Here is a 21981-nt window from a genome sequence, read left to right on the forward strand (position 1 = left end):
TGGATCTCCTCAGGACATATCAGTTCGTCCGTCGGAGACTGTCGTCGGATTTGCCCCGCATCCATTACCTGCGAGGTCATGGAAGAGCCGCGGCCCATGTCGCATGATCGCCCCCATGACGATCGAGACGGACTTCAACACAAGCGTGGGCGGCATGCTCCGCGGCTGGCGCCAACGCCGCCGGCTGAGCCAGCTCGACCTGGCGCTCGGCGCCGAGATCTCCACGCGACACCTGTCATTCGTGGAGACCGGCAGGGCGCGGCCGAGCCGGGAGGTCATCCTGCGCCTGGCGGAGGAACTGGCGGTGCCGCTGCGCGGTCGCAACGCGCTGCTGGTCGCGGGGGGCTTCGCGCCGCTTCACCCGGAGCGACCGCTCGAGGCCCCCGACATGACGCCGGCACGGGACGCGGTGGAACGTATCCTTCGCGCTCACGAGCCCTATCCGGCATTGGCCATCGATCGGCACTGGACCATGGTCGCGGCCAATCGGGCGGTCGGCGTCTTTCTGGATGGTGTGGCACCGGCGCTGCTGGACCCACCGGTCAACGCTTTGCGGCTGACGCTTCATCCCGACGGGCTGGCGCCACGGATCGACAATCTCGGCGAATGGCGGGCCCATCTGCTTCACCGGCTGAGTTGCCAGGTCGACCAGACGGCGGATCCGGACCTTGCCGATCTCCTTGATGAACTGGCCGCCTATCCGTCCCGCGCCAGCCGAGAACCGGCCGCGATCAGGACGGGAATCGTGGTGCCGCTGCAGGTGAGAACGGCCGGCGGCGAGTGCCTGTCCTTCCTCTCCACGACAACCGTGTTCGGCACACCGGCCGACGTTACGCTGGAGGAGATTGCGCTGGAAAGCCTGTTTCCCGCCGACGATGCAACACGGCGGATCCTGTCCGCCATGCCTTTGGGAGACGTGGAATGAGCGTGACCTACGCCATCCGGTTCGCGGTCAGGCCGGAGCATCGCGCGCGCTTCGAACGCCTGCTTGGCGGCGTCCTCGACCGGATGCGGCACGAGGCGTCCTTCGTGGACGCGGCGCTGCATGCGAACCCGGACGATGCCTGCGATGTGCTTCTGGTCGAGACCTGGCAGAGCCACGAGGATGTGCTCGCCGTTCAGCTTGGCCGGGACTACAGGTCCGAGTGGCACGCGGCCCTCGAGGAGATCCTCGAGAAGCCGCGCGAAGTCTCGATGTGGCAGCGCAGCCGGCTCGACCGCGCCGCCGATCAGGAGGCTCAGGCCGTGCCGGCGTCCTCGTAGGATGGCAGAACGATGACCTTGGCGCCGACCGGCACGCGGCCATAGAGATCGATGATGTCCTGATTGAACAGCCGCACGCAGCCCGAAGACACCTTCTTGCCGATGGTGTGCGGCTCGGTGGTGCCGTGGATGCGGTACAGCGTGTCGCGACCGTTCTGGTAGAGATAGAGGGCGCGAGGGCCGAGCGGATTGTCGGGACCGCCCTCGACGCCGCCGGCATAGGGGCCGTAGCGTTCGGGTTCGCGGGCGATCATGTCCTTGGTCGGCGTCCAGCGCGGCCACTCGGCCTTGCGACCGATGTCTGCTTCGCCCTGGAAGTTGAAGGCTTCCGTCTTGCCCACGCCCACGCCGTAGCGCAGCGCCTTGCCGCCCTCGCGGACGAGATAGAGGAACCGGGCCGTCGGATCGACGACGATGGTGCCGGGCCGCTCACGGGTCGGGTAGTCGACCTCCTGGCGCAGCAGGCGCGGATCGATCTTGGACACGTCGACGGCCGGGATCGGCCACGGTTCCGTGGTGATCGGCCCGTACATGGCGACGTAGTAGGGATCGGGAACGTAGGCATTGGCGGCCGTCTGCATCGTCGACTGGCGCTGCGAGACACAGCCGCCGACAGCGAGGGCAAGACCGACGAGGACAGACCGTCTGCTGAGAGACATTGTTACTCCGTTACAAAACTTCGAGTGAGAGCTGGGGAGGACAGTTGGCATGGCCCGGTGCGCTCGGGAGGGCACCCTTCGAGAGACAGGTCGTCACGGCCGCAGCATCGAGGGGCGGGAAATTGCTGGCATCTTCAGTTCGCACATTCGGGCAGTGGGGACCCGGCACGGTTTCTCACGTTCCCGCGATCCGCAGGCGCGAGGGCCAAGCCGGGCTTCGTTCGTCTGGGCGATGCGGTTGCGGTGCGATAACGGCGCAATTGCGAACAAGTTTCGGCGCCTCTCATATTCGTGTGGAGGCGGCTGGCATCTCCCGGCCGGTGTGGCCGAACGTCCACACATGGACACGGCCGATGCGCGTCACTGGCCCCAGGGGCAGCAGGAGGCCAGCACGGCAGGCGAGCGTGCTTGCCCCGAACAGCGGAGTGCTGACTGTAAGGAGAGACGTATCAGTGCTGGATTGCGGATCCGGCCGCGGGCTGGCGGATCGCGGCGCCAGACGGGCCCATAGCTCTACCGGTCGATGCGCATCCGTCCGGAGCGGGCGGCCTCGACCAGTTCCTCGTGCTCGCGCCGGCGGCGGGCCTGGGCGATGACGATGATCGCATGAAGCGAGGGAATGAGCAGCAGGAAGGCGAACGTGAACAGCGTCAGCAGCGACAGCACGATGACGAGCACGATCAGGATCAGGTTGAAGATCGCCGAAAAGATCTTGCCCTCGATGAGGAGCGCAAGCGGCGGAAGGAAGAAGGCAAGCACATAGATCATGGTCGCTCGGCTCCGCTGTGGAACACGTCTGGCCGGCGGGCGCCGGGCCAGATCAAGATAGGAACTGGTCAGACCCGCTGCCAGCCCTGAGGCCCGAGATGCTCCTGAGGCCGGAAGCGGCTCTTGTAGTCCATCTTCGGCGAGCCATCGACCCAGTAGCCCAGATAGACGAAGGGAAGGCCGCGCTCGCGGGCGCGCCGGATGTGGTCGAGGATCATGTAGGTGCCGAGGCTGCGCCGCGTCTCTTCCGGGTCGAAGAAGGAATAGACCATCGAAAGCCCGTCGGAGAGCACGTCGGTCAGCGCGGTGGCGACGAGGGGACCGTCTCCGCGGCCGGTGAGGCCGCTGTCGGGACCTGCCTTGCGGTATTCCACCAGCATGGTGTCGACATGGGTGTCCTCCACCATCATGGCGTAATCGAGCACCGACATTTCCGCCATGCCGCCGGTGGCGTGCCGGGAGTCCAGGTAGGAGCGGAACAGCGAATATTGCTCGGAGGAGGGGGCGGCCGGGATTTCCTCTCCGATCAGGTCACGGGAGGCGCCCAGGATCCGCTTGAAGGATCGGGTCCAGTCGAATGCGTCGACCACTACCCGCACCGAGATGCACGACTTGCAGCCCTCGCAGGCTGGCCGATAGGCGATGTTCTGGGAGCGGCGGAAGCCGCCCTGGGTGAGCACGTCATTCAGGGCGGAGGCCCGGTCGCCGACCAGGTGGGTGAACACCTTCCGCTCCATCCGGTCGTCCAGATAGGGGCAGGGCGCGGCAGCGGTCAGGTAGAATTGCGGATTGTCGCTGTATTGCCGCGTCATCGCCTGTCAGTCCGGTCTTTCCTCAGCGCCCCGTCGGCGCACGTGCGCGCGTCCCCGTTCGCATAGCCGACTCGGCACAGGCTTCACAATCCGTAGACCCAGGGCGCCGCCAGCGAGAATGTCACCCATAAGATAACCACCAGCGGTGTTCCGGCGACAAGAAAATCGCTGAACCGGTAATGGCCGGGCCCCATGACCAGGAGATTCGTCTGATAGGCGACCGGCGTCGCGAAGGAGCAGTTCGATGCGAGGATGACCGTGACCACGAACGGTTCTGCCGGAACCCCCAGCCGTTCGGCGATGCCGATGGCCACGGGTGTGAAGAGGACGGCGGCGGCGTTGTTGGTGACGACGTTGGTGGCGAGGGCGATCACAAGGAAGAGGGCCGACGCGACGACGGCGGGCGACTGGCCGTCCGACAGCGCCAGTACTCCGTTGGCCACCGCTGCGGCGCCGCCGGTGGCCTGAAGGGCTGTGGCGGACGCGATCGCGGCAGCGACCAGCATGACGATGCGGCTGTCGATCACCCGGGTCGCCTGGCGCACGTTGAGGCAGCCGAACAAGACCATGGCGAGGGCGCCGACAAGCGCGGCGACCACGATGGGGGCGATTTCCAGGGCGCTGGCAACGATCACGGCCGCGAAGATGAGCGCGGCGCGGGGCGCCTTCGCGCGCTGCGGCAGGTCGCTCGCCGTCCAGTCCACCAGAAGCACGTCGTGATTGGCGCGCAGCCGGTCGATGTGATCGCGGCTGCCGGCAAAGAGCAGCACGTCCCCGGCCTCAAGGCGGATCTCGGTCATTGCGGTTCGCGGCATGCGGCTGCGGCGCTGCAAGCCGAGCACGACGCAGCCCGTTTCCGTCCTGAGCCCCGAACGGGCCGTCGTGCGGCCGATGAGGCGCGAGCCTGGTGCGACGACGGCTTCGGCCAGCGTGACCGTGCCCGCCGGCAGGGCAACGGGCTCGGCATCCTGGGAAGCCGCTGCTTCGGTCATGACCGGTGTGCGCCGCGACAGGGTCCGTTCCAGCGCGGCTCTGGTCGCGGCGACGATGACGAGGTCGCCCGGCCGCAGCGTCACGTCCTCGAATGGGGGCAGAAAGGCCCGCTCGCCGCGCTGGACGAGGCGGACGGTCATGTCGGCGAGTTCGGGAAACAGGCCGGTTCTGGACCGTGCTCCTTCCAGCGGGTGGCCGTCGCGGATCGCGATCTCCGCAATGAACTGTCGTCCGGCGGCGCCGAGGGCTTCGTCGGCCATGGACTGGCGCGGCACCAGCAGCTTCGGCATGATCCCCAGCACGTAGACCGCTCCGACCGCGACGAGGATCAGGGCGATCGGCGTGAAGGAGAAAAAGCCCAGATCGACCGCGCCGGAGCGCCGCGCCACGTCAACCGCCAGAAGGTTGGTGGACGAGCCGATCAACGTTGTCATCCCGCCAAGAATGGTGATGAAGGACAGCGGCATCAGAAGCCGCGACGAAGACCGTTTGGTCGCCGTGGCGAGGGCCACGATGACCGGCAGCACCATGACCACGACGGGCGTGTTGTTCATGAAGGCACTCAGCGCGCCGATAACCAGGAAGACCCCGGCAAGGGCCAGCTTGCCCCGCCGGTCGACCGCCCCGACGATCAACCGCGCGGGCCGGTCCAGCGCGTCGGTGTGGTAAAGGCCCTGGCCCACGACCAGCAGCGCCAGGATGGTAATGAGACCCGGGTTGGCGAAACCGGAAAGCAGGGCTTCGGCCGTGAGCGCTTCCCCGGCGACCGGCAGCCCGGCCAGCGGGAACAGGATCAGGTAGGCAACGATCACCCCGAGGCTGATCGCCTCGATGGAGTATCGCTCCGTCGCGTAAAGCACGACTGAGACCGCGATCACGGCAAATGTCAGTCCCATGGACAGATCTGGCAGCGACATCATCCGAGGTGATCCGGGCTGTTGAACGCGCGGTGACGGACAATGCAAACGCCGCACCGACCGTCCCGCCCCCTTGCGATGCGCACGATACGCCAAGCGCCCGGCCGCTCTCGCGGTCGGGCACGGGCGCCGACAGGGTCAGCCAGTTAGACCGTATGGCACGTCTGGATAGAAGAAACGGCCTGCTCGCCAGACGCGCCCTTTGCGGAAACCTGTTCCGCGGCCGCGATCAATCGCGTCGAGCGATGCGGTGCTCAGGCGTCGACAGGCTCGGCAATACCCGTTTCCAGCCGCGCAAGGGCGCCGGAATCCACCATCACGGTGCCGATGACCATGTCATGCAGCAGGCGCTTACGGTCGGAGAAGAAGGCCACCAGAAGCACCAGCGGCGTCAGGATGCTCACCGATGCGTAGAACAGGACGGCGTGGATGGCAGCCAGCAGCGGATAGACCTTGCCGCCGTGGAACAGGCGAAGCTCGATGCCCATCGCGCGCATGCCGGGTGTCGCGGAGGCGCGGCCACCGAGCGTGAACGCGATATAGAGGAGCGCCACCGCCGGCCAGAGAATGGCGAACAGCACCCATGCCAGCCCGAAAGTGATGATGCCGAGAAGCAGCACCGCGATCGACGCCGCAAACATCAGCACCGTGATGAGGATGCAGTCGATCACGAACGCCATCGAGCGCCGGAAGCGCACTCCAGAATAAAGCTCCGGGTGGGCAAATGGGTCGAACAGGGGATGGTCCTGCCTGTATTCGGCCGCAGCGCTCATGATCGGTCTCCCTCTAGAAAGGCCAACAGGAGATGGTATCGGCCGGTGCCGATGTCAAAGCAGGGCGCGGATTTCGGCCCTGCCGCCGGGCCAGGTCTCAGAAGTGCGATTCCGCCGCGTCGAGCCGGTCCACCGTCAGGCCGAGGGCTTCGATGCCGGTGACGATCTCCGCGGCGTGGGCGGCGTCGCGGGTCTCGACCGTGAAATCCACCGACGTTCCCTTGGCGGGAATGTTCAGGAAGAGCCTGTGGTGGGAAACCTCGAGAATGTTGCCGCCGAGTTGGCCGATGACGCTGGCGATCTCGCCAAGCACGCCCGGCCGATCGTGGATGACCACACGGATCGCGACGATCCGCTCGGCACGCGCAAGCTCGCGCACCATGATGGACGCGAGGATGCGCGCATCGATGTTTCCGCCGCACAGCACCAGGCCGATCCTGCGCCCGGCGAAGCGTTCCGGCGCCCGCATAACCGCAGCGAGGCCAGCGGCGCCGGCGCCCTCGGCCATCGTTTTCTGATGCGTGAGGTAGGCGTTCACCGCGCGTTCGATGGAAGGTTCGTCGACGAGGATGATGTCGTCGACCATGTCCCGGACGATGGAGAGCGTCAGGTCGCCGACATTCTTGACGGCGATGCCCTCGGCAAGGGTGTTGCCGCCACACGCAACCGCGTCGCCCCTGAGCGCGCCCCACATCGACGGGTAGAGAGCCGTCTCCGTTCCGATGATGGCGATGTCGGGCTTCAGCGCCTTGGCGGCGATGGCGATGCCGGAAATCAGCCCGCCGCCTCCGATCGGCACGACGAGGGTATCAAGGTCCGGCCGATCCTCCAGCATTTCCAGGGCGATGGTTCCCTGGCCGCGGATCACGTCCGGATCGTTGTAGGGGTGGATCAGTGTCAGGTCGTGCTCGGCCTGCAGCCGCTCGCATTCGATCTGGGTTTCCGCCAGCGTCTCGCCCTTGAGAACGACACGCGCCCCACGCGCCTGGGTCGACTGAACCTTCACGAACGGGGTGGTCTCCGGCATCACGATGGTCGCCGGGATGCCCAGCCAGCTGGCGTGGTGGGCCACCGCCTGCGCGTGGTTGCCGGCCGACATGGCGATGACGCCCTGACGCCTCTCCTCCTCGCTGAGCTGCAGCATGCGCACCAGCGCGCCGCGATCCTTGAAGGAGTTCGTGACCTGCATGTTCTCGTACTTCACGACCACTTCCGCGCCGGTGATTTGTGAGAGCTTCGGCGCGGGGAGGAAGGGCGTGCGGACGATGTGGTCGTTGATGAGGCGGGCGGCGTCGCGGATCGCCTCCAGGTCGGGTCGGGCAGCGGAAGGGGCGTCGGCGTGGGCGGTTGTCATCTTCTTGTTCCCTTCCGCTCTCTGTCCGTCGGGGCTCAGGAACGGTCGGCCCGGAGCCGCTCCGCGGCCCTGACCGCAAAGTAGGTCAGCACCCCATCGGCGCCGGCGCGCTTGAAGGACTGCAGGCTTTCCATCATCACCCGGTCGCCGTCGAGCCAGCCGTTGCGGGCCGCGCCCTCGAGCATCGCATACTCGCCCGAGACCTGGTAGGCGAAGGTCGGCACGCGGAAGGCCTCTTTCACCCGGCAGATGATGTCGAGATAGGGCATGCCCGGCTTCACCATCACCATGTCGGCCGCTTCGGCGAGGTCGAGTTCCACCTCGCGCAGCGCTTCCGCGGCGTTGCCCGGATCCATCTGATAGGTGCGCTTGTCGCCCTTCAGCGCCGCGTTGGAGCCGATGGCGTCGCGAAACGGCCCGTAGAACGCCGAGGCATACTTCGCAGCGTAGGACATGATCTGCACGTGCTCAAAGCCGGCGTCGTCGAGGACGGCGCGGATGGCGCCGATACGCCCGTCCATCATGTCGGAGGGGGCGATCACGTCGGCGCCGGCCTCCGCCTGCACGAGCGCCTGACCGCAGAGCTGGGTCACGGAGGCGTCGTTGAGGATCTCGTCGCCGGACATCAGCCCATCGTGGCCATGGCTTGTGTAGGGATCCAGCGCAACGTCGGTCACCACACCGATGCCGGGGACGGCGGCCTTGATGGCGCGTACGGTGCGACAGACGAGGTTCTGATCGTTCAGGGCTTCGCTGCCCGTGGGGTCACGCAGATCGTTGTCGGTGTAGGGAAACAGCGCGATTGCGGGGATGCCGAGGGAGGCCGCTTTCTCAACGTCGCGAACCACCTGGTCCATGGAAAGCCGGTTCACGCCGGGCATCGTTGGTACCGGCTCGCGCACTCCCTCGCCATCGATGACGAAGATCGGCCAGATCAGATCATCGACGGTCAGGGTCGTTTCCCGCACCAGCCGCCGCGTCCAGTCGTTCTGGCGCAGCCGGCGCGGGCGGTGGCCCTGCAGGATGTCGCGCATCTGCGGCTGCGGCCCGGCAGTTGGGCGGTCGAGCTTCATGGATGTCTCCGGCCTCTGTCGTGTCGGCGGTGCAGGGCGCGTCCGATTGCGCGCCCCGGTACCGCTCGATCCTTATTAGGCCCGTTGCCGCCGCTTGGCCAAGTGCCGCGGCGGCTCGCGCGCTTGCGCTTTGCCACGGGCAGGGGATTCACGCTAGGGAGAGTGCCGGACACGCATCACGCGGACAACGACGAGCGGAGCAGGATGAGCGACGAGGTCATCTTCGAACGATACGATTCGACGGGTCTCGTGATCCTGAACCGGCCGAGCGCGCTCAACGCCCTCACGCACGACATGGTCCGTGCACTTTACGCCACCCTCGTCGACTGGGCGAACGATCCGCACGTCCGACAGGTGATCGTGACGGCGGCTGGCGGAAAGGCCTTCTCCGCCGGCGGCGACATTCGTGCCATCTGGGCGATCGGCCAGGAGCGCTATGACGAAGCCGTCTCGTTCTTCCGCGACGAATACCGGCTCAACGCGCTGATCAAGCGCTACCCCAAGCCTTACGTGGCCTTCCTCGACGGCATCTGCATGGGTGGGGGCGTAGGCATCTCGGTGCACGGGTCGCACCGTGTCGCCAGCGAGAAGACCGTTTTCGCCATGCCGGAGACCGGCATAGGGTTCTTCCCGGACGTCGGCGGATCCTATGTTCTGTCCCGAATGCCGGGCAAATCCGGACTGTACGCCGGCCTCACGGCTGCGCGGCTGGGCCAGGCCGACTGCGCCTGGGCCGGGCTCGCGACCCACAGTGTCGAATCGGCTTCCATGGATGCCGTGCTGAAGCGGTTGCTGGACGGCGCCGACCTGGAGAAGACGCTTGCCCAGGCGTCCATCGTGCCCGAATTTTCGCCGCTGCAGGAACTCGCCAGCGACATCGACCACTACTTCTCCGGATCGAGCGTGGCGGAGATCTTGGCAGCCCTCGAGGGGGCCGGGGCGGATCGCAAGTGGGCGCGCGAGACGCACGAAACGCTGCTCAAGCGCGCGCCGAGCTCGCTTGCCATCACCTTCGAGGAAATCGCGCGCGCTCGCGACCTGTCCTTCGAGGAGTGCATGGCGATGGAGTATCGCATCGTCTCCCGGATCCTGCAGCACGAGGATTTTTACGAGGGCGTGCGGGCCGTCATAGTCGACAAGGACAACGCCCCTCAGTGGACACCGAGACACGTCACGGATCTTGATCCTGCCGTCATTGCAGAGCATTTCAAGCCGCTCGGCGAGCGCGAACTCGTCTTCGACTGAGCGGCGCTCCGGTTCCATCCGGACTGCGCCTCACGCCATCACCCGCACACGAAGCAGCGCATGATCGACATCGAAGGGCTCAAGGTCGAGACCACCCGGTTCAGCTGGCGCACCGCGATGACGGTCTACATGCGCGCGGTCGGGTTGATCTGGATCTTCAGCGGCATCGCCGAATGGGCGCGGATCATCGGGATGCTGGAGGTGCGCGGGGTCTGGTTCTGGGACCTCGGCGTGGAGATGCAGGTCGCGGTGGTTTATTTCGCCGTGCTCAGTCTTGTGGCCGGCGTCGGCCTTTGGCTGACCGTCTCCTGGGGGACGGTTCTTTGGATCCTTGCGGCGGCAAGCCAGATCCTCTGCCACACGGTCTTCGCGGATGTGTTCGGGTCCGGCTATCTGGTGATTGGCGCAAACGTCCTGTCGATGTTCGTCTTCATCGGGCTTGTCGTGATGGTCGAGCGCGAGGACCCGAGCTAGTCGTTTTTCCGGTATCAGACGGTCGAGGAGGGGATGCCCATGGCACGGATCGGCTTCATCGGACTTGGCAATATGGGCGGGCCGATGGCCGCCAACCTGATCAAGGCGGGCCACGATGTGATCGGGCTCGATCTCGACGAGGCTGCGCTCGCGCGTTTTACAGACGCCGGCGGCCGCAAGGCGGCATCGCTCGTCGATCTGGCATCCGAGGCCGACGCGGTCATCACCATGTTGCCCGCGGGGCAGCACGTCCGGTCCACCTATCTCGGCGATGATGGCGTCGTGGCACTGGTGCGCCCCGGCTCGATCCTGATCGACTGTTCGACCATCGACGTGGCCACGTCGAGACAGGTGGCCGAGCGGGCGGATCAGGCCGGCATCGCCATGGTCGACGCTCCCGTCTCCGGCGGCGTGGGTGGGGCCGAGGCCGGTACGCTGACCTTCATGGTCGGTGGAACGGCCGAGGCGTTCGAGGCGGCGAAGCCGCTGCTGGAGGTCATGGGCAAGACGGTGGTTCACGCCGGCGGTGCCGGCAACGGTCAGGCCGCTAAGATCTGCAACAACATGATTCTCGGCATCTCGATGATCGGCGTGTCGGAGGCCTTCAATCTGGCCGACAGTCTCGGGCTGGACAGGCAGGCGCTGTTCGACATCGCGTCGACGGCCTCCGGCCAGTGCTGGTCTCTGACCACCTATTGCCCGGTCCCGGGGCCAGTGCCGACCTCGCCGGCGAACCGCGATTACCAGGCGGGATTCACCGGTGCGATGATGCTCAAGGACCTGAACCTCGCCCAGGAAGCGGCGCGCACGACCGGAACGGCCACGCCGCTCGGGGCGGGCGCTCAGCAGCTCTACACGCTGTTCGCCAGCGACGGGCAGGCGGGGCGCGACTTCTCAGCCATCATTGAGTATCTGCGCGGCAGAGACGACGAACCCAGCTAGAGCTTATTGGCCGGCGTTGAAGCCGGGCGTTCCGTCAGTACATATGCGATCGCCCACCCGATCGTCGCCGGTTTCTGGCTTGAAGCCGTGCAGGTAAGGCGCTGACTGGAAAGGCGTTCTTTCATGTCGCAGCAGTCGGTCAGAGAAGGGGAATGCCGCCGGCTCGGCGCATGTCCTCATCTGTGACCGGTCCGTAGAACTCCTCCACCGCGTAGTGTTTTCCGTCGTCGGTCTCGGCGAGGCCGAACCCGTAGGCGGTCACCTCCGGCTTGAGAATATGGGCGCGGTGGTGCGGGCTTCCCATCCATTGGCCGTGCAACTGGCGCACGGCGGCTGCGTCGGCGGGCACGGCGCAGCGATAGCAGCGCGCGATATTCTCCGCGAAATGGCCGAAGGATGAGCCGCCGGCACGCTGGACGCGCTCGGGCGGACCGGCGCCGAAGCGCGACGTATGGGAATAGTAGTCATGGCGCCGCATGTCGTTCGCGTGGGCCTGGGCGGCGGCGTTCAGCGTCTTGTCCAGAGCCAATGGCGGCAGACCTTCCCGGCTCCTCGCCTCGTTTACGAGAGCAAGGCTCTGGGCACGGAGGGCCGGCAGGTTCGAACCACCTCCCGATGGCGTGCCGCATCCCGCGGCCAGACCTGCCAAGACGACCAACGTCGCCACCCGCGCGGCGCGTTTGCCGCGCGGACGGTCGATTTCACGCACTGTTTTCAAATTGCCCGATCCGTTGTGCGACCGATGTCTATTGAGCGTCCACGGTGACCGGGTCGGAGGTGAGGCGCAATCGGTTCGTCTCGATGACATAGACGATCTGCGAGCCATCTTCGGCGGTCTCCGGGATGCGGATGCGGGTGTCGAGTGTGCCGCTTGCCGTGGTGGTCGCGGTTTCGAGGGGCGTCATCGTGCCGTCCGGCTCGCCGGAAGCAACCTCAACGTTCGCGCCGCCGGGAAGACCGCTGGCGCTGATCAGAACGTCGTCGCCCGGGGCGACCGTCGCCGGCTCGACGGTGATGTCCGCGCCGACGGCCAGCGGAGCCTCGGCGCCCGGAATGCCTACGCGAGACCCGACCTCGTTGAGGTTGTCGCGCAGTTCCGGATGATCATCGAGATATTCGGAGACGGATTGCCCGGCACGGTCGGCGGCATCCTGGATCTCCTGGCTTGCCCGATCGCTCAGGTCGCGAACCTTGTCGCCGGCCTGCTGGGCGGCGCTGCGAAGGTCGCTGCCGGTGCTCTGCAGGGCGCCGCGGGCGCGGTCGGCCCAGCCGCCGAGTGCACTCGGCAGGGCGACGGCGGTGCCGGCGGCAACAGTGGAGCCTCCCGCGAGGTCCGGGTTGGCGTCGCTGATCTCATCTACGGTGACCGAGCAGCGGTCCGCGACGTCCGACAGCGTCTCGCCTTCCTGAACGACGGTGGCCGAGCCACAATCGGGAGCGGCGAAGGAGATCGGTGCGGTCGCCAGGATCAGGGCGACGGCCAGGGTCGGGCTCAGGGTCAGGCGGTTCATGGGGGTTTCTCCTCGTGTATCCGTAGGGACGAACGGTGCAGGCGCGGCGGCGTTCCGACAAAAGAGCGTGGCATCCATGCCACAGTGGGGCGATTCACTCCCGATTCATCTTGTCCCTTAAGGACCCCTTTAGCGCCGGCCGCGAGGGTGGCCCCTGTTGCACGCGCCCAATTCAAGACGGTGCGGCACCACAGGAGGCTCAACCATGACGATGCATATCGGAGCGCCGGCGCGCCCGGCGGCCCTCAGCGCCGAGGATCTGAAGCCGGTCTATCTCGACGCGGTGAAGCTGGTAGAGCGCGTTCATCGCCGCTTTCTCGATGTGGTGAAGGACGAGTTCGACAGGCTCGGCCGCACCGACGTGTCCAACGTCCAGGCTGTCCTGATCTACTATATCGGCGACAGCGCGGTGACGGCCAGCGAGCTCAAGACCCGCGGCTACTATCTCGGGTCCAACGTCTCCTACAACGTCAAGAAACTGGTCGAGCAGAAGCTGGTGCGCCAGGAGCGGTCCGACAGCGACAAGCGCACCGTGCGGCTGACCCTGACGGAAGAAGGCCAGGAGATCGCAGCGATCGTCGAGGCGCTGTTCGATCGCCACATTCAGACCATGACGGCCATCAGCGCCATCGATCCGTCGGACCTTCAGGCCATGACCACCACTCTCCAGCGGCTCGACCGGTTCTGGCAGGATCAGATCCTGTATCGGCTTTGATCTGAGTTGCCGATCTAAGGGTCAAAAGGGCCTATACTCCCAATATGTTATCCTGATTTCCTTATCCTTGGGCGATAAGGATGCGTCGGCTTGGTCGCGCTGTCAGCCTGCCCCCGGTGCCACCGGTTCTGCCGCTGTGGCGGCCGGTTTCGGTGGACGGGGAAGGAGGGCGCTGGTGCGGGCCCTGTAGGCTGCAAAGTCGGGCCGCGATGCTGCGGCATGGTCTTCCGTCAGCCGCAGCGACACCGTCCTGACGACGACGGTCAGCACGATGGGACCGAGGAAAGCCCAGAGACTGCCAGACAGCGCGTAGGCGGTCAGTGCCAGGCCCCACCACAGCACGATCTCGCCGAAGTAGTTGGGATGCCGGCTCCATGCCCACAGGCCGCTGTCGAGCGTGCGCGCGTGATTGGCCGGGTCCGCCTTGTGGCGCTTGAGCTGATTGTCGGCGACCCACTCGAGGCCAAAGCCCGCCGCAAAAACCGCAAGGCCGACAAGGGCGAGTGCGGTGGATACCGGTTCATGAGAGGCGGAGAGCGAAGTCAGGACCGGAAAGGCGATCAGCCACTGCAGGAACGCCTGCAGAAGAAACACCGTGAACAGGCTCTTCCACCAGTAGGCCGCGCCGCCGGCCTGGCGAAACCGCTCGTAGCGGCCGTCTTCGACGCCTGCCCGGCGGTGGCGCCGCACGAGATGGATGGTAAGCCGGGCTGCCCAGGCAACGAGCGCTGCGAGAAAGGCGATCTGGAGACCGTTCGGGGGCCCGGAAAGCGCAAGCGTTGCGATCGCAAGCGCCACGAAACCGGGTGCCCAGACATAATCGATGATGCTCGCATCGCGGATCGCGACATGAATTCGCCACACGATGGTGAACAAGACGCATGCAAGCGCGAAGGTCGATATCAGGATCAGCAGCGGGGGGGCGTTCATCGTACCTCCGAATTCCGGCCGGATGGGGCCGGATGCGTCTGGACACCTTCACCGGGTTTTGATGCCGGCACGCGACGTTCGCCCTCGTGCGCACTCTTTGTTTGTTAACTGTCCGCGTGTTAACCCTGCCGTCAGGATTAGGTGGGCGCGACCGAGTTTCGCTGGAGAACCGATGATGATCGTACGTCCTGTTCGGACCCCTGGATCAGTGATGCGCAAGGCTGTCATGCGAATCGTCGCGGGCGCGGCGGTGGCCGGGTCGGTGATGATTGCGGGGCTTGCGCCCCAGCCTGTCCTTGCGCAGGGGTCCGCGCTGCAGGCGCTTCAGGACTACAAGGCGCGCGCGGAGTGGGCGGATCGCTTCGATGCCACGCTGCCCGCGGTCAATGCGGTGAAGTCTTCGGAGCCCACGCTCTCGCCGGAGACTGCGACCTACCTTGAGCTTGCCATCCAGCGCTATAACCAGATCGTGGCCCAGGGTGGCTGGCCGATGGTGCCGCCCGGCGAGCCGACCCTGCGCCTTGGCGTGAGGAACGACAAGGTCCAGGTGCTGCGCCAGCGCCTGATGATCTCCGGTGACCTGAGCCAGACGGCCGGGTCGGCGCAGACCTTCGATTCCTATGTCGATGCCGCGGTGCGCCGCTTCCAGCTGCGTCACGGCCTCAATGCCGACGGCGTGGTTGACCAGGCAACGCTGCAGGCCCTCAACGTTCCTGCCCAGACCCGTCTGCGTCAGCTTGAAACCAACCTGGTCCGTGTGCGGTCCATGTCCGGCTTCGCGGGCGACCGCTACGTGATGGTCAACATCCCGGCCGCGGAGATCGAGGCGGTCGAGAATGGTCGCGTCCGCTCGCGCCACACCGGCGTCGTCGGCAAGATCGACCGCCCGTCGCCTGAGCTGTCGAGCAAGATTCACGAGCTGAATTTCGGCCCGTACTGGACGGTGCCGGTCTCCATCATCAAGAAGGATCTGATCCCGAAGATGAAGGAAGATCCGGAGTACCTCGCCCGCAATAAGATCAAGATCTACCGCTGGGGCAACACCGAGCAGGAGCTGTTGCCGAGCGAGATCGACTGGAACACCGACGAGGCGGCCCAGTACATGTTCCGGCAGGAGCCGGGTGAGGGGAACTCGCTCGGCACGGTGAAGATCAATTTCCACAATCAGCATCAGGTGTACATGCACGACACGCCGGCGAAGAACCTGTTCGGTCAGGACTTCCGCTTCCACTCCTCCGGCTGTGTGCGCGTCCAGAATGTTCGTGAGCTGATCACCTGGCTGCTCGAGGGCAATGGCTGGGACCGGGCGCAGGTCGACCAGACCATCCGCTCGGGCGAGCGTCTCGACGTGAAGCTCAAGGTCCAGACGCCCGTCTACTTCGCTTACATCACGGCCTGGGCCACCGCCGACGGCGTGGTGCACTTCCGCCCCGACATCTACAACCGCGACGGGGCAGAGGGCCTGGCCCTTCGCTAGGGCGGCTCCCCGAGTTCCGGGTTCGATTCGAGAAAACGGCGTCCTTCCGGGGCGCCGTTTTTGCGTTCGATCGCGACGCGGTGGGCGGCGCCGTGCCGCGCCCCGGCCGCTGTTGCATTGCGCGGGCGCCGACACTATCGTCCGCCGCGAGCAAGAGGGCGTCGCATCCAGGCCCGCCGCCTTCTCCTGTCCGGGCGAGACCCTCCCGGAGCGCTCGGGAACTGTGGCCACCCAACTCGTCAGTCAGGGGCGCATGCCCGGGCCCGTTCGGCGGGCCAGCCGTCTGCATTTCTGGATGTCGCCCAGGTCCTCGACCAGAAAGATGAGATCATGACGACTAGCAGCTCTTCTTCCGCCGCTTTCGAACCCCGCGAAGAGGGGTTCTTCACCACCGGTCTCGCGGATGCCGATCCCGAGATCTTCGGCTCGATCGAGAAAGAACTCGGTCGCCAGCGGCATGAGATCGAGCTGATCGCGTCGGAGAACATCGTCTCCCGCGCGGTTCTCGAGGCGCAGGGCTCGGTGCTGACCAACAAGTACGCCGAAGGCTATCCGGGCCGGCGCTACTACGGCGGCTGCCAGTTCGTCGATATCGCTGAGAACCTGGCAATCGAGCGACTGACGCGCCTGTTCGACTGCCAGTTCGCAAACGTGCAGCCGAATTCCGGCAGCCAGGCGAACCAGGCCGTGATGATGGCGCTCGCCACGCCCGGTGACACGGTGCTCGGCATGAGCCTCGATGCCGGCGGCCACCTGACCCACGGCGCCAAGCCGAACATGTCCGGCAAGTGGTTCAACGCCATCCAGTATGGCGTCGGCCACAACTCCGGGACCATCGACTACGATCAGGTCGAGGCGCTGGCGCGCGAGCACAAGCCGAAGGTGATCATCGCCGGCGGTTCCGCCTATTCGCGGACCATCGATTTCGCGCGCTTCCGCGCAGTTGCCGACGAGGTTGGCGCCTGGTTCATGGTGGATATGGCGCATTTCGCCGGACTCGTTGCCGGCGGCATCATTCCGAGCCCGCTTCCGCACGCCCACGTGGTCACCTCCACGACCCACAAGACGCTGCGCGGCCCGCGCGGCGGCATCGTGCTGACCAACGACGCAGACATCGCCAAGAAGGTCAATTCGGCGGTGTTCCCGGGCCTGCAGGGTGGTCCGCTGATGCACGTGATCGCCGGCAAGGCGGTGGCGTTCGGCGAGGCGCTGAAGCCGTCGTTCAAGCTCTATGCCCGCCAGGTGGTCGACAACGCCAAGGCGCTTGCGGAGACGTTGCGCGAAAACGGCTTCGACATCGTCTCCGGTGGCACCGACACGCACCTGATGCTGGTTGATCTGCGCCCGAAGGGCATCACCGGCAAGGCCGCCGAGGCGGCGCTGGAGCGGGCCGGCATCACCTGCAACAAGAACGGTGTCCCCGGCGATCCGGAGAAGCCGACCATCACGTCCGGCGTCCGGCTCGGCACCCCGGCCGCGACGTCGCGCGGCTTCGGCGTAGCGGAGTTCCGCGAGGTCGGCCTGATGATCACCGAGGTGGTCGACGGGCTGGTGAAGACGGGTGGCGAGGAGAACGCTGGCGTCGAGGCCGGCGTCAACGATCGGGTGCGGGCGCTGACCGACCGCTTCCCCATCTACCAGGGTCTCTGAGCCCCGATGCGGTGCCCGTATTGCGGCGGCGATGAAACGCAGGTGAAGGACTCCCGTTCGACGGAGGACGACACTGCCATTCGCCGCCGCCGCGTCTGTCTGACCTGCGGCGGCCGCTTCACCACCTTCGAGCGGGTGCAACTGCGCGAGCTGACTGTGGTCAAGCGGTCGGGCAAGCGCATGCCGTTCGATCGCGACAAGCTGATGCGCTCGGTGCAGGTCGCCATGCGCAAGCGGCCGACACCGCCGGAGCAGGTCGAGCAGATGGTGTCCGGTATCGTTCGCCAGCTGGAAAGTTCCGGCGAGAGCGAGGTTACCGCGGAAGAGATCGGCAACCTGGTCATGACCGCGCTCAAGATGGTGGACGACGTGGCCTATGTCCGCTTCGCCTCCGTCTACAAGGATTTCCGCGAGGCCAAGGATTTCGAGGCCTTTATCGGCGAGTTGGCGCAGCCGGACGCCGACCTCCCTCAGGACTAGAGACATCCCGTGACCGCGCTGAGTGCCGATGAGCAGGCCGAGCTGGATCGGCGTTTCATGGCCGCCGCTCTGGCGCTCGGCCGGCGCAATGCGGGCCATACCTGGCCGAACCCTGCTGTCGGCACCGTCATCGTGCGATACGACGGGCGGACCCCCATCGTTGTGGCGCGCGGCTGGACCGCCGAGGGCGGCCGGCCGCACGCGGAAGTGCGCGCGCTGGCGCAGGCCGGCCAAGCGGCGCGCGGCGCGACCTGCTACGTCAGCCTCGAGCCGTGCGCCCATTTCGGCCGGACCGGCCCCTGTTCCAATGCCCTCATCAATGCCGGCGTTGGCCGCGTTGTAAGCGCCTTCGATGATCCCAATCCACTCGTGTTCGGACGTGGACTGGCGCGCCTGGAGGCAGCCGGCATCCAGGTGACGTCCGGCGTTCTCACCGAGCGGGCCCGCCGCGACCACGCCGGCCACGTGCGCCGCATGGTGGACGGGCGGCCGCACGTGCGCCTCAAGCTGGCGATCTCCGCGGATGGCGCCATCGGTCGCGAAGGCACCGGCAACCTGCCGATTTCCGGTCCCATGGCGAAGGCACGCACCTATGTCCTGCGCACCGAGACCGATGCCGTGCTCATCGGTGTTGGGACGGCGCTCGCCGACGATCCGCTGCTGACCTGTCGCATTCCGGGGCTTGAGGGCCGCTCGCCAGTCCGCGTAGTGCTCGACCCGACGGCTCGCCTTCCGCTGGACAGCCGTCTGGTGCGCACCGCCTACGAGGCGCCGCTCTGGGTAGTGGTCGGTCCCGATGCGCCACGCGAACGGGTCAATGCGCTGGCCGAAGCCGGTGCCACGATCGTTTCCCGCCTGATCCGTCCGAGCGGCTATCTCGATCTTCACGACGTGCTGCGCGGCCTTGCCGACCGCGGCCTGACGACGGTCCTTGTCGAGGGCGGCGCCCGGGTTGCGCGGTCCTTCGTGGAGGCCGATCTCGTCGACGAGGCGATCGTCTATCGCTCGAAGACCGTGGTGGGGCCGGGCGCCGTGCCGGCCCTCGATGGTATCGATCCTGAAACGGTATTCGGCCAGCCGGCGTTCGCGATCCTCGACGAGACACTGGCCGGTGAGGATCGCGTGACCCATTTGTGGCGGGCGGACTGACCGCGAGAGAGCCAAGGACGAAGCGATGTTTACCGGGATTGTCACCGATGTGGGTCGGGTCGTCAGCGTGGAACCTGCGGAGGCCGGTGTCCGCGCGGTGATCGAGAGCGCCTATCCCGCCGAAGGAATCGCCATCGGGGCGTCCATTGCGTGCTCGGGTGTCTGCCTCACGGTGGTCGAGCGTCATCCGACGGACGCCGGCGGTTCGCGCTTTGCCGTGGACATCTCGCCGGAAACCCTCGACCGCTCAAGCCTCGGCCGCTGGCAGTCCGGCACCCGGATCAACCTGGAACGTTCGCTCACGCTGGGCGACGAACTTGGCGGTCACATCGTCACCGGTCACATCGATGGCGTGGCGAGCCTTCTTGAGCGCACCGAAGAGGGCGATATGGCGCGATTTTCCTTCGCGGCGCCGCCGGCTCTGTCGCGCTTCATCGCGGAGAAGGGGTCCGTGGCGCTCGACGGAACCTCGCTGACGGTGAACACCGTCGCCGGTGATGTTTTCACCGTCATGCTGATTCCCCACACGCTGCTGGTCACCACCTGGGACGACGCCAGGGAAGGGGACGCGGTCAATCTCGAGGTCGACATGATGGCGCGCTACGTCGCCCGCCTGCAGGAGGCCTCGGCCGCCCCGTCGGCGCAGAGCTGATCCGCACCCGGCGACTGGACAAAGACGGCCCCGCATGGTTCGTCTCTGCTCTCGAATTCGGATGACTTGTCGCCGCCTCCGCGGCGCGACGCTTGATCGTCGCGCGCCGGTGGGCGCATTCCAGTTTGGCTTTTGAACGATGAACCAGACCGCCCCCCACGCCCTCGTCATCGAGGCGCGGTTCTACGACGATCTCGCCAATGCCCTCTATGACGGGGTGCGGCAGGTGTTCGATGCCCGCGGCGTTACGCATGAACGCATTGCCGTGCCTGGCGTTCTCGAGATCCCGTCGGCCATGTCCATGGCACTGACGGCGGCGGAGGAAGGCAAGGCAGACTTCGACCTGATCGTGGCCATCGGCTGCGTGATCCGCGGCGAGACCAGTCACTACGACGTTGTCGCCAACGAATCGAACCGGGCCATCATGGAACTCGTGATCGAGACCGGCGTGCCCTTCGGCAACGGCATCCTGACCGTCGAGACGGCCGAGCAGGCCTGGGAGCGGGCAAGCGTGGAGCGACGCAACAAGGGTGGTTTTGCCGCCGAGGCGGCGCTGTCCATGTACGAGCTCGCCGCCCGCTTCGGAGCGTGACTGCCATGACGGAAGCCGGCGAGCCGATTCCCACACCGGGCGAACGCCCTGCCAACCAGCGCGGCGTTGCGCGGCTTGCTGCCGTGCAGGCCCTGTACCAGCTCGAGATCACGAGCGCGCCCGTCAACGACGTGATCGCCGAGTTCGAGCTTTTCCGTCTCAAGCAGGACATCGAGGGCGAAAGCCTGCGTGATCTCGATTTCGCATGGTTCCGCTCGATCGTGGGCGGCGTGGTGTCCGACCAGCGCGAGATCGATCCGCGCGTCAACGCCGCACTCGCGCAAGACTGGCCGCTGAAGCGCGTCGACGCCACGCTGCGCGCCATCCTGCGCTGCGGCGTCTTCGAGCTGCTGCGGCGCGCCGACGTGCCCGCGCGCGTGGCGATCAACGAGTATGTGGAGGTTGCCAAGGCCTTCTTCGACGGCGACGAACCGCGCATCGTCAACGGTGTGCTCGACAGGATCGGCCGCGAACTGCGGGCGAAGGAGCTGCCGGGCGCACCCGGCATGCCGCGCACATGACGGACGATGATCGGCCCGGCGAGTTCGAGCTGATCGAGCGCTACCTTGCGCCTCTCGCCACCGACAAGGGGGCGGCGGGGCTCAAGGACGACGCGGCCATTGTCCATCCCAACACCCGCACCGACATCGTTCTCACCAAGGACGCTCTGGCAGCAGGCGTGCACTTCTTTCTCGACGATCCGGCCGGAACGATCGCCGCCAAGGCGCTGCGTGTGAACCTCTCCGACCTGGCCGCCAAGGGTGCGGATGCCTTCGGCTACCTCATGGCCCTGGCCCTGCCGGCGGACTGGACGGAGGAGTGGCTTGCCGCCTTCGTCGAGGGGCTTGCCGCCGACCAGGCGCGTTACGGGGTGACGCTGCTTGGCGGCGACACGCTGAAGGCGTCGGGCGGGCTGACGGTCTCCATCACCGCTCTCGGCCGGCTCCCGGAAGGGGCAATCGTGCGCCGTTCTGGGGCGCGGCCGGGCGATCGGCTTTTCGTCACCGGCACCATTGGAGACGCCGCCCTCGGGCTGGCGCTGCGGCTGGAGCCCGAGCTCGCGGACCGCTGGCGCCTGTCGGCCGAGGCGCAGGCCCATCTCGCCGATCGCTATCTTCTGCCGCAGCCGCGAACTGCTGCCGCCCGGGCAGTGCGAACCCATGCGCACGCCGCCCTGGACGTGTCCGATGGGCTGTGCGGCGACATGAAGCGCATGGCCAAGGCGTCGGGCGTGGCCATGCGGGTCGACGCACAGCGCATCCCGCTGTCTTCCGCCGTGGCCACCGCGGTTGCCATGGAGCCGGAGGCGCTCGGACGCGCTCTGCGTGGGGGCGACGACTACGAGATCGTGGCTGCCGTTCCGGCCGCGGATGCGGAGAGCTTCGTCGCCGAGATTCGCGACGCCGGACTGGCGGTGGAAGAGATCGGGGTGGTGGAGGAGGGGGCCGGCGTGCGCATAGACGGCCGCGACGGTGAGCCGCTGGACCTGGGGGCGGGGGCCTTCCACCACTTCTGACGGCTGCTCGCGCGCCGTTCTTGCTCCAGCGTGACG

At 66.6% G+C, this 21981-nt stretch carries 24 protein-coding genes; 14 read left to right on the forward strand and 10 right to left on the reverse strand.

The window, feature by feature from the left end:
• Window positions 1–115 precede the first annotated feature (115 nt).
• Together C507_RS0100580 and C507_RS0100585 are read left to right on the forward strand one after the other, a co-directional pair.
• Window positions 116–925 carry a helix-turn-helix domain-containing protein gene (locus C507_RS0100580; RefSeq protein ID WP_040400477.1) on the forward strand — a complete coding sequence of 270 codons (810 nt, stop codon included), beginning with the start codon at window positions 116–118 and terminating at the stop codon, window positions 923–925.
• Window positions 922–1263 (forward strand): putative quinol monooxygenase, encoded by a 342-nt coding sequence (locus C507_RS0100585; protein WP_018697698.1) that lies wholly within the window; start codon window positions 922–924, stop codon window positions 1261–1263. The genes C507_RS0100580 and C507_RS0100585 overlap by 4 nt, the downstream gene beginning before the upstream one ends.
• Here C507_RS0100585 and C507_RS0100590 read toward each other — a convergent pair.
• The 7 genes from C507_RS0100590 to hemB all read right to left on the reverse strand — a co-directional run bounded on the left by C507_RS0100590 (window position 1239) and on the right by hemB (window position 8612).
• The gene (locus C507_RS0100590; protein ID WP_018697699.1) at window positions 1239–1922 is read right to left on the reverse strand and encodes a L,D-transpeptidase; all 684 of its coding nucleotides are present in this window, start codon (window positions 1920–1922) and stop codon (window positions 1239–1241) included. The two genes, C507_RS0100585 and C507_RS0100590, sit on opposite strands and share 25 nt — an antisense overlap.
• A 513-nt stretch (window positions 1923–2435) precedes the next feature.
• Complete coding sequence (locus C507_RS0100595) at window positions 2436–2690, reverse strand: hypothetical protein (RefSeq protein WP_018697700.1); 255 nt, start codon at window positions 2688–2690, stop codon at window positions 2436–2438.
• 68 nt (window positions 2691–2758) lie between these two features.
• On the reverse strand, window positions 2759–3502 hold the full coding sequence (locus tag C507_RS0100600; RefSeq protein ID WP_018697701.1) for an arginyltransferase: 744 nt from the start codon (window positions 3500–3502) through the stop codon (window positions 2759–2761).
• Window positions 3503–3585: 83 nt separating this feature from the next.
• Window positions 3586–5415 carry a sodium:proton antiporter gene (locus C507_RS0100605; protein WP_018697702.1) on the reverse strand — a complete coding sequence of 610 codons (1830 nt, stop codon included), beginning with the start codon at window positions 5413–5415 and terminating at the stop codon, window positions 3586–3588.
• A gap of 251 nt (window positions 5416–5666) precedes the next feature.
• Window positions 5667–6185 (reverse strand): RDD family protein, encoded by a 519-nt coding sequence (locus C507_RS0100610; protein WP_018697703.1) that lies wholly within the window; start codon window positions 6183–6185, stop codon window positions 5667–5669.
• Window positions 6186–6282: 97 nt separating this feature from the next.
• A complete protein-coding gene (locus C507_RS0100615) occupies window positions 6283–7539 on the reverse strand; it encodes a threonine ammonia-lyase (RefSeq protein ID WP_018697704.1) in 1257 nt (418 codons plus the stop codon).
• Window positions 7540–7574: 35 nt separating this feature from the next.
• Complete coding sequence (gene hemB / locus C507_RS0100620; protein WP_018697705.1) at window positions 7575–8612, reverse strand: porphobilinogen synthase; 1038 nt, start codon at window positions 8610–8612, stop codon at window positions 7575–7577.
• 204 nt (window positions 8613–8816) lie between these two features.
• On the opposite strand from hemB, the gene C507_RS0100625 reads away from it, so the two are divergent.
• Genes C507_RS0100625 through mmsB form a run of 3 tightly spaced genes read left to right on the forward strand, consistent with a single transcriptional unit; the run spans window position 8817 to window position 11273 of the window.
• Entirely contained in the window at window positions 8817–9857 is a 1041-nt protein-coding gene (locus C507_RS0100625) for an enoyl-CoA hydratase/isomerase family protein (protein ID WP_018697706.1), read from the forward strand.
• Window positions 9858–9917: 60 nt separating this feature from the next.
• On the forward strand, window positions 9918–10331 hold the full coding sequence (locus tag C507_RS0100630) for a DUF6163 family protein (RefSeq protein ID WP_018697707.1): 414 nt from the start codon (window positions 9918–9920) through the stop codon (window positions 10329–10331).
• 39 nt (window positions 10332–10370) lie between these two features.
• Window positions 10371–11273 (forward strand): 3-hydroxyisobutyrate dehydrogenase, encoded by a 903-nt coding sequence (mmsB, locus tag C507_RS0100635; protein WP_018697708.1) that lies wholly within the window; start codon window positions 10371–10373, stop codon window positions 11271–11273.
• Between the two features lie 139 nt (window positions 11274–11412).
• Here mmsB and C507_RS23535 read toward each other — a convergent pair whose 3' ends face one another.
• Window positions 11413–12099 (reverse strand): CAP domain-containing protein, encoded by a 687-nt coding sequence (locus C507_RS23535; RefSeq protein WP_083923319.1) that lies wholly within the window; start codon window positions 12097–12099, stop codon window positions 11413–11415.
• Window positions 12020–12784 carry a LysM peptidoglycan-binding domain-containing protein gene (locus C507_RS0100645; RefSeq protein WP_018697710.1) on the reverse strand — a complete coding sequence of 255 codons (765 nt, stop codon included), beginning with the start codon at window positions 12782–12784 and terminating at the stop codon, window positions 12020–12022. Before C507_RS0100645 ends, C507_RS23535 begins: the two co-directional genes overlap by 80 nt.
• Before the next feature lie 205 nt (window positions 12785–12989).
• On the opposite strand from C507_RS0100645, the gene C507_RS0100650 reads away from it, so the two are divergent.
• The gene (locus C507_RS0100650; RefSeq protein WP_018697711.1) at window positions 12990–13499 is read left to right on the forward strand and encodes a MarR family winged helix-turn-helix transcriptional regulator; all 510 of its coding nucleotides are present in this window, start codon (window positions 12990–12992) and stop codon (window positions 13497–13499) included.
• Window positions 13500–13601: 102 nt separating this feature from the next.
• On the opposite strand, the gene C507_RS19920 is transcribed toward C507_RS0100650, so the two are convergent.
• Window positions 13602–14429 (reverse strand): DUF1295 domain-containing protein, encoded by an 828-nt coding sequence (locus C507_RS19920; protein WP_018697712.1) that lies wholly within the window; start codon window positions 14427–14429, stop codon window positions 13602–13604.
• 211 nt (window positions 14430–14640) lie between these two features.
• Here C507_RS19920 and C507_RS0100660 point away from each other — a divergent pair, with 211 nt between their 5' ends.
• The 8 genes from C507_RS0100660 (at window position 14641) to thiL (ending at window position 21945) form a co-directional block, all read left to right on the forward strand.
• Window positions 14641–15906, forward strand: a complete 1266-nt coding sequence (locus C507_RS0100660) for a L,D-transpeptidase family protein (protein ID WP_018697713.1) — start codon at window positions 14641–14643, stop codon at window positions 15904–15906.
• Between the two features lie 330 nt (window positions 15907–16236).
• Complete coding sequence (gene glyA, locus C507_RS0100665) at window positions 16237–17556, forward strand: serine hydroxymethyltransferase (RefSeq protein ID WP_018697714.1); 1320 nt, start codon at window positions 16237–16239, stop codon at window positions 17554–17556.
• 6 nt (window positions 17557–17562) lie between these two features.
• Window positions 17563–18036: a transcriptional regulator NrdR gene (gene nrdR, locus C507_RS0100670; protein ID WP_026318723.1), complete on the forward strand. Its 474-nt coding sequence runs from the start codon at window positions 17563–17565 to the stop codon at window positions 18034–18036.
• 9 nt (window positions 18037–18045) lie between these two features.
• Window positions 18046–19185 (forward strand): bifunctional diaminohydroxyphosphoribosylaminopyrimidine deaminase/5-amino-6-(5-phosphoribosylamino)uracil reductase RibD, encoded by a 1140-nt coding sequence (gene ribD / locus C507_RS0100675; protein ID WP_018697716.1) that lies wholly within the window; start codon window positions 18046–18048, stop codon window positions 19183–19185.
• A gap of 25 nt (window positions 19186–19210) precedes the next feature.
• Window positions 19211–19837, forward strand: a complete 627-nt coding sequence (locus tag C507_RS0100680) for a riboflavin synthase (RefSeq protein ID WP_018697717.1) — start codon at window positions 19211–19213, stop codon at window positions 19835–19837.
• Window positions 19838–19976: 139 nt separating this feature from the next.
• Window positions 19977–20429, forward strand: a complete 453-nt coding sequence (ribH, locus tag C507_RS0100685) for a 6,7-dimethyl-8-ribityllumazine synthase (RefSeq protein WP_018697718.1) — start codon at window positions 19977–19979, stop codon at window positions 20427–20429.
• 5 nt (window positions 20430–20434) lie between these two features.
• Window positions 20435–20950, forward strand: coding sequence for a transcription antitermination factor NusB (gene nusB / locus C507_RS19925; RefSeq protein ID WP_018697719.1), 516 nt, complete (start codon window positions 20435–20437; stop codon window positions 20948–20950).
• On the forward strand, window positions 20947–21945 hold the full coding sequence (gene thiL / locus C507_RS0100695) for a thiamine-phosphate kinase (protein ID WP_018697720.1): 999 nt from the start codon (window positions 20947–20949) through the stop codon (window positions 21943–21945). The genes nusB and thiL overlap by 4 nt, the downstream gene beginning before the upstream one ends.
• Window positions 21946–21981 lie beyond the last annotated feature (36 nt).

Origin of the sequence: Amorphus coralli DSM 19760 (genome assembly GCF_000374525.1) — a bacterium.
In the GTDB taxonomy this organism is placed as follows: domain Bacteria; phylum Pseudomonadota; class Alphaproteobacteria; order Rhizobiales; family Amorphaceae; genus Amorphus; species Amorphus coralli.

Coding starts and splice junctions, on each gene's coding strand:
- C507_RS0100580 (WP_040400477.1), top strand. CDS start 116: ATGACGATCGAGACGGACTTCAACACAAGCGTGGGCGGCATGCTCCGC.
- C507_RS0100585 (WP_018697698.1), top strand. CDS start 922: ATGAGCGTGACCTACGCCATCCGGTTCGCGGTCAGGCCGGAGCATCGC.
- C507_RS0100590 (WP_018697699.1), bottom strand. CDS start 1,922: ATGTCTCTCAGCAGACGGTCTGTCCTCGTCGGTCTTGCCCTCGCTGTC.
- C507_RS0100595 (WP_018697700.1), bottom strand. CDS start 2,690: ATGATCTATGTGCTTGCCTTCTTCCTTCCGCCGCTTGCGCTCCTCATC.
- C507_RS0100600 (WP_018697701.1), bottom strand. CDS start 3,502: ATGACGCGGCAATACAGCGACAATCCGCAATTCTACCTGACCGCTGCC.
- C507_RS0100605 (WP_018697702.1), bottom strand. CDS start 5,415: ATGATGTCGCTGCCAGATCTGTCCATGGGACTGACATTTGCCGTGATC.
- C507_RS0100610 (WP_018697703.1), bottom strand. CDS start 6,185: ATGAGCGCTGCGGCCGAATACAGGCAGGACCATCCCCTGTTCGACCCA.
- C507_RS0100615 (WP_018697704.1), bottom strand. CDS start 7,539: ATGACAACCGCCCACGCCGACGCCCCTTCCGCTGCCCGACCCGACCTG.
- hemB (WP_018697705.1), bottom strand. CDS start 8,612: ATGAAGCTCGACCGCCCAACTGCCGGGCCGCAGCCGCAGATGCGCGAC.
- C507_RS0100625 (WP_018697706.1), top strand. CDS start 8,817: ATGAGCGACGAGGTCATCTTCGAACGATACGATTCGACGGGTCTCGTG.
- C507_RS0100630 (WP_018697707.1), top strand. CDS start 9,918: ATGATCGACATCGAAGGGCTCAAGGTCGAGACCACCCGGTTCAGCTGG.
- mmsB (WP_018697708.1), top strand. CDS start 10,371: ATGGCACGGATCGGCTTCATCGGACTTGGCAATATGGGCGGGCCGATG.
- C507_RS23535 (WP_083923319.1), bottom strand. CDS start 12,099: ATGGCTCGCAGATCGTCTATGTCATCGAGACGAACCGATTGCGCCTCA.
- C507_RS0100645 (WP_018697710.1), bottom strand. CDS start 12,784: ATGAACCGCCTGACCCTGAGCCCGACCCTGGCCGTCGCCCTGATCCTG.
- C507_RS0100650 (WP_018697711.1), top strand. CDS start 12,990: ATGACGATGCATATCGGAGCGCCGGCGCGCCCGGCGGCCCTCAGCGCC.
- C507_RS19920 (WP_018697712.1), bottom strand. CDS start 14,429: ATGAACGCCCCCCCGCTGCTGATCCTGATATCGACCTTCGCGCTTGCA.
- C507_RS0100660 (WP_018697713.1), top strand. CDS start 14,641: ATGCGCAAGGCTGTCATGCGAATCGTCGCGGGCGCGGCGGTGGCCGGG.
- glyA (WP_018697714.1), top strand. CDS start 16,237: ATGACGACTAGCAGCTCTTCTTCCGCCGCTTTCGAACCCCGCGAAGAG.
- nrdR (WP_026318723.1), top strand. CDS start 17,563: ATGCGGTGCCCGTATTGCGGCGGCGATGAAACGCAGGTGAAGGACTCC.
- C507_RS0100680 (WP_018697717.1), top strand. CDS start 19,211: ATGTTTACCGGGATTGTCACCGATGTGGGTCGGGTCGTCAGCGTGGAA.
- ribH (WP_018697718.1), top strand. CDS start 19,977: ATGAACCAGACCGCCCCCCACGCCCTCGTCATCGAGGCGCGGTTCTAC.
- nusB (WP_018697719.1), top strand. CDS start 20,435: ATGACGGAAGCCGGCGAGCCGATTCCCACACCGGGCGAACGCCCTGCC.
- thiL (WP_018697720.1), top strand. CDS start 20,947: ATGACGGACGATGATCGGCCCGGCGAGTTCGAGCTGATCGAGCGCTAC.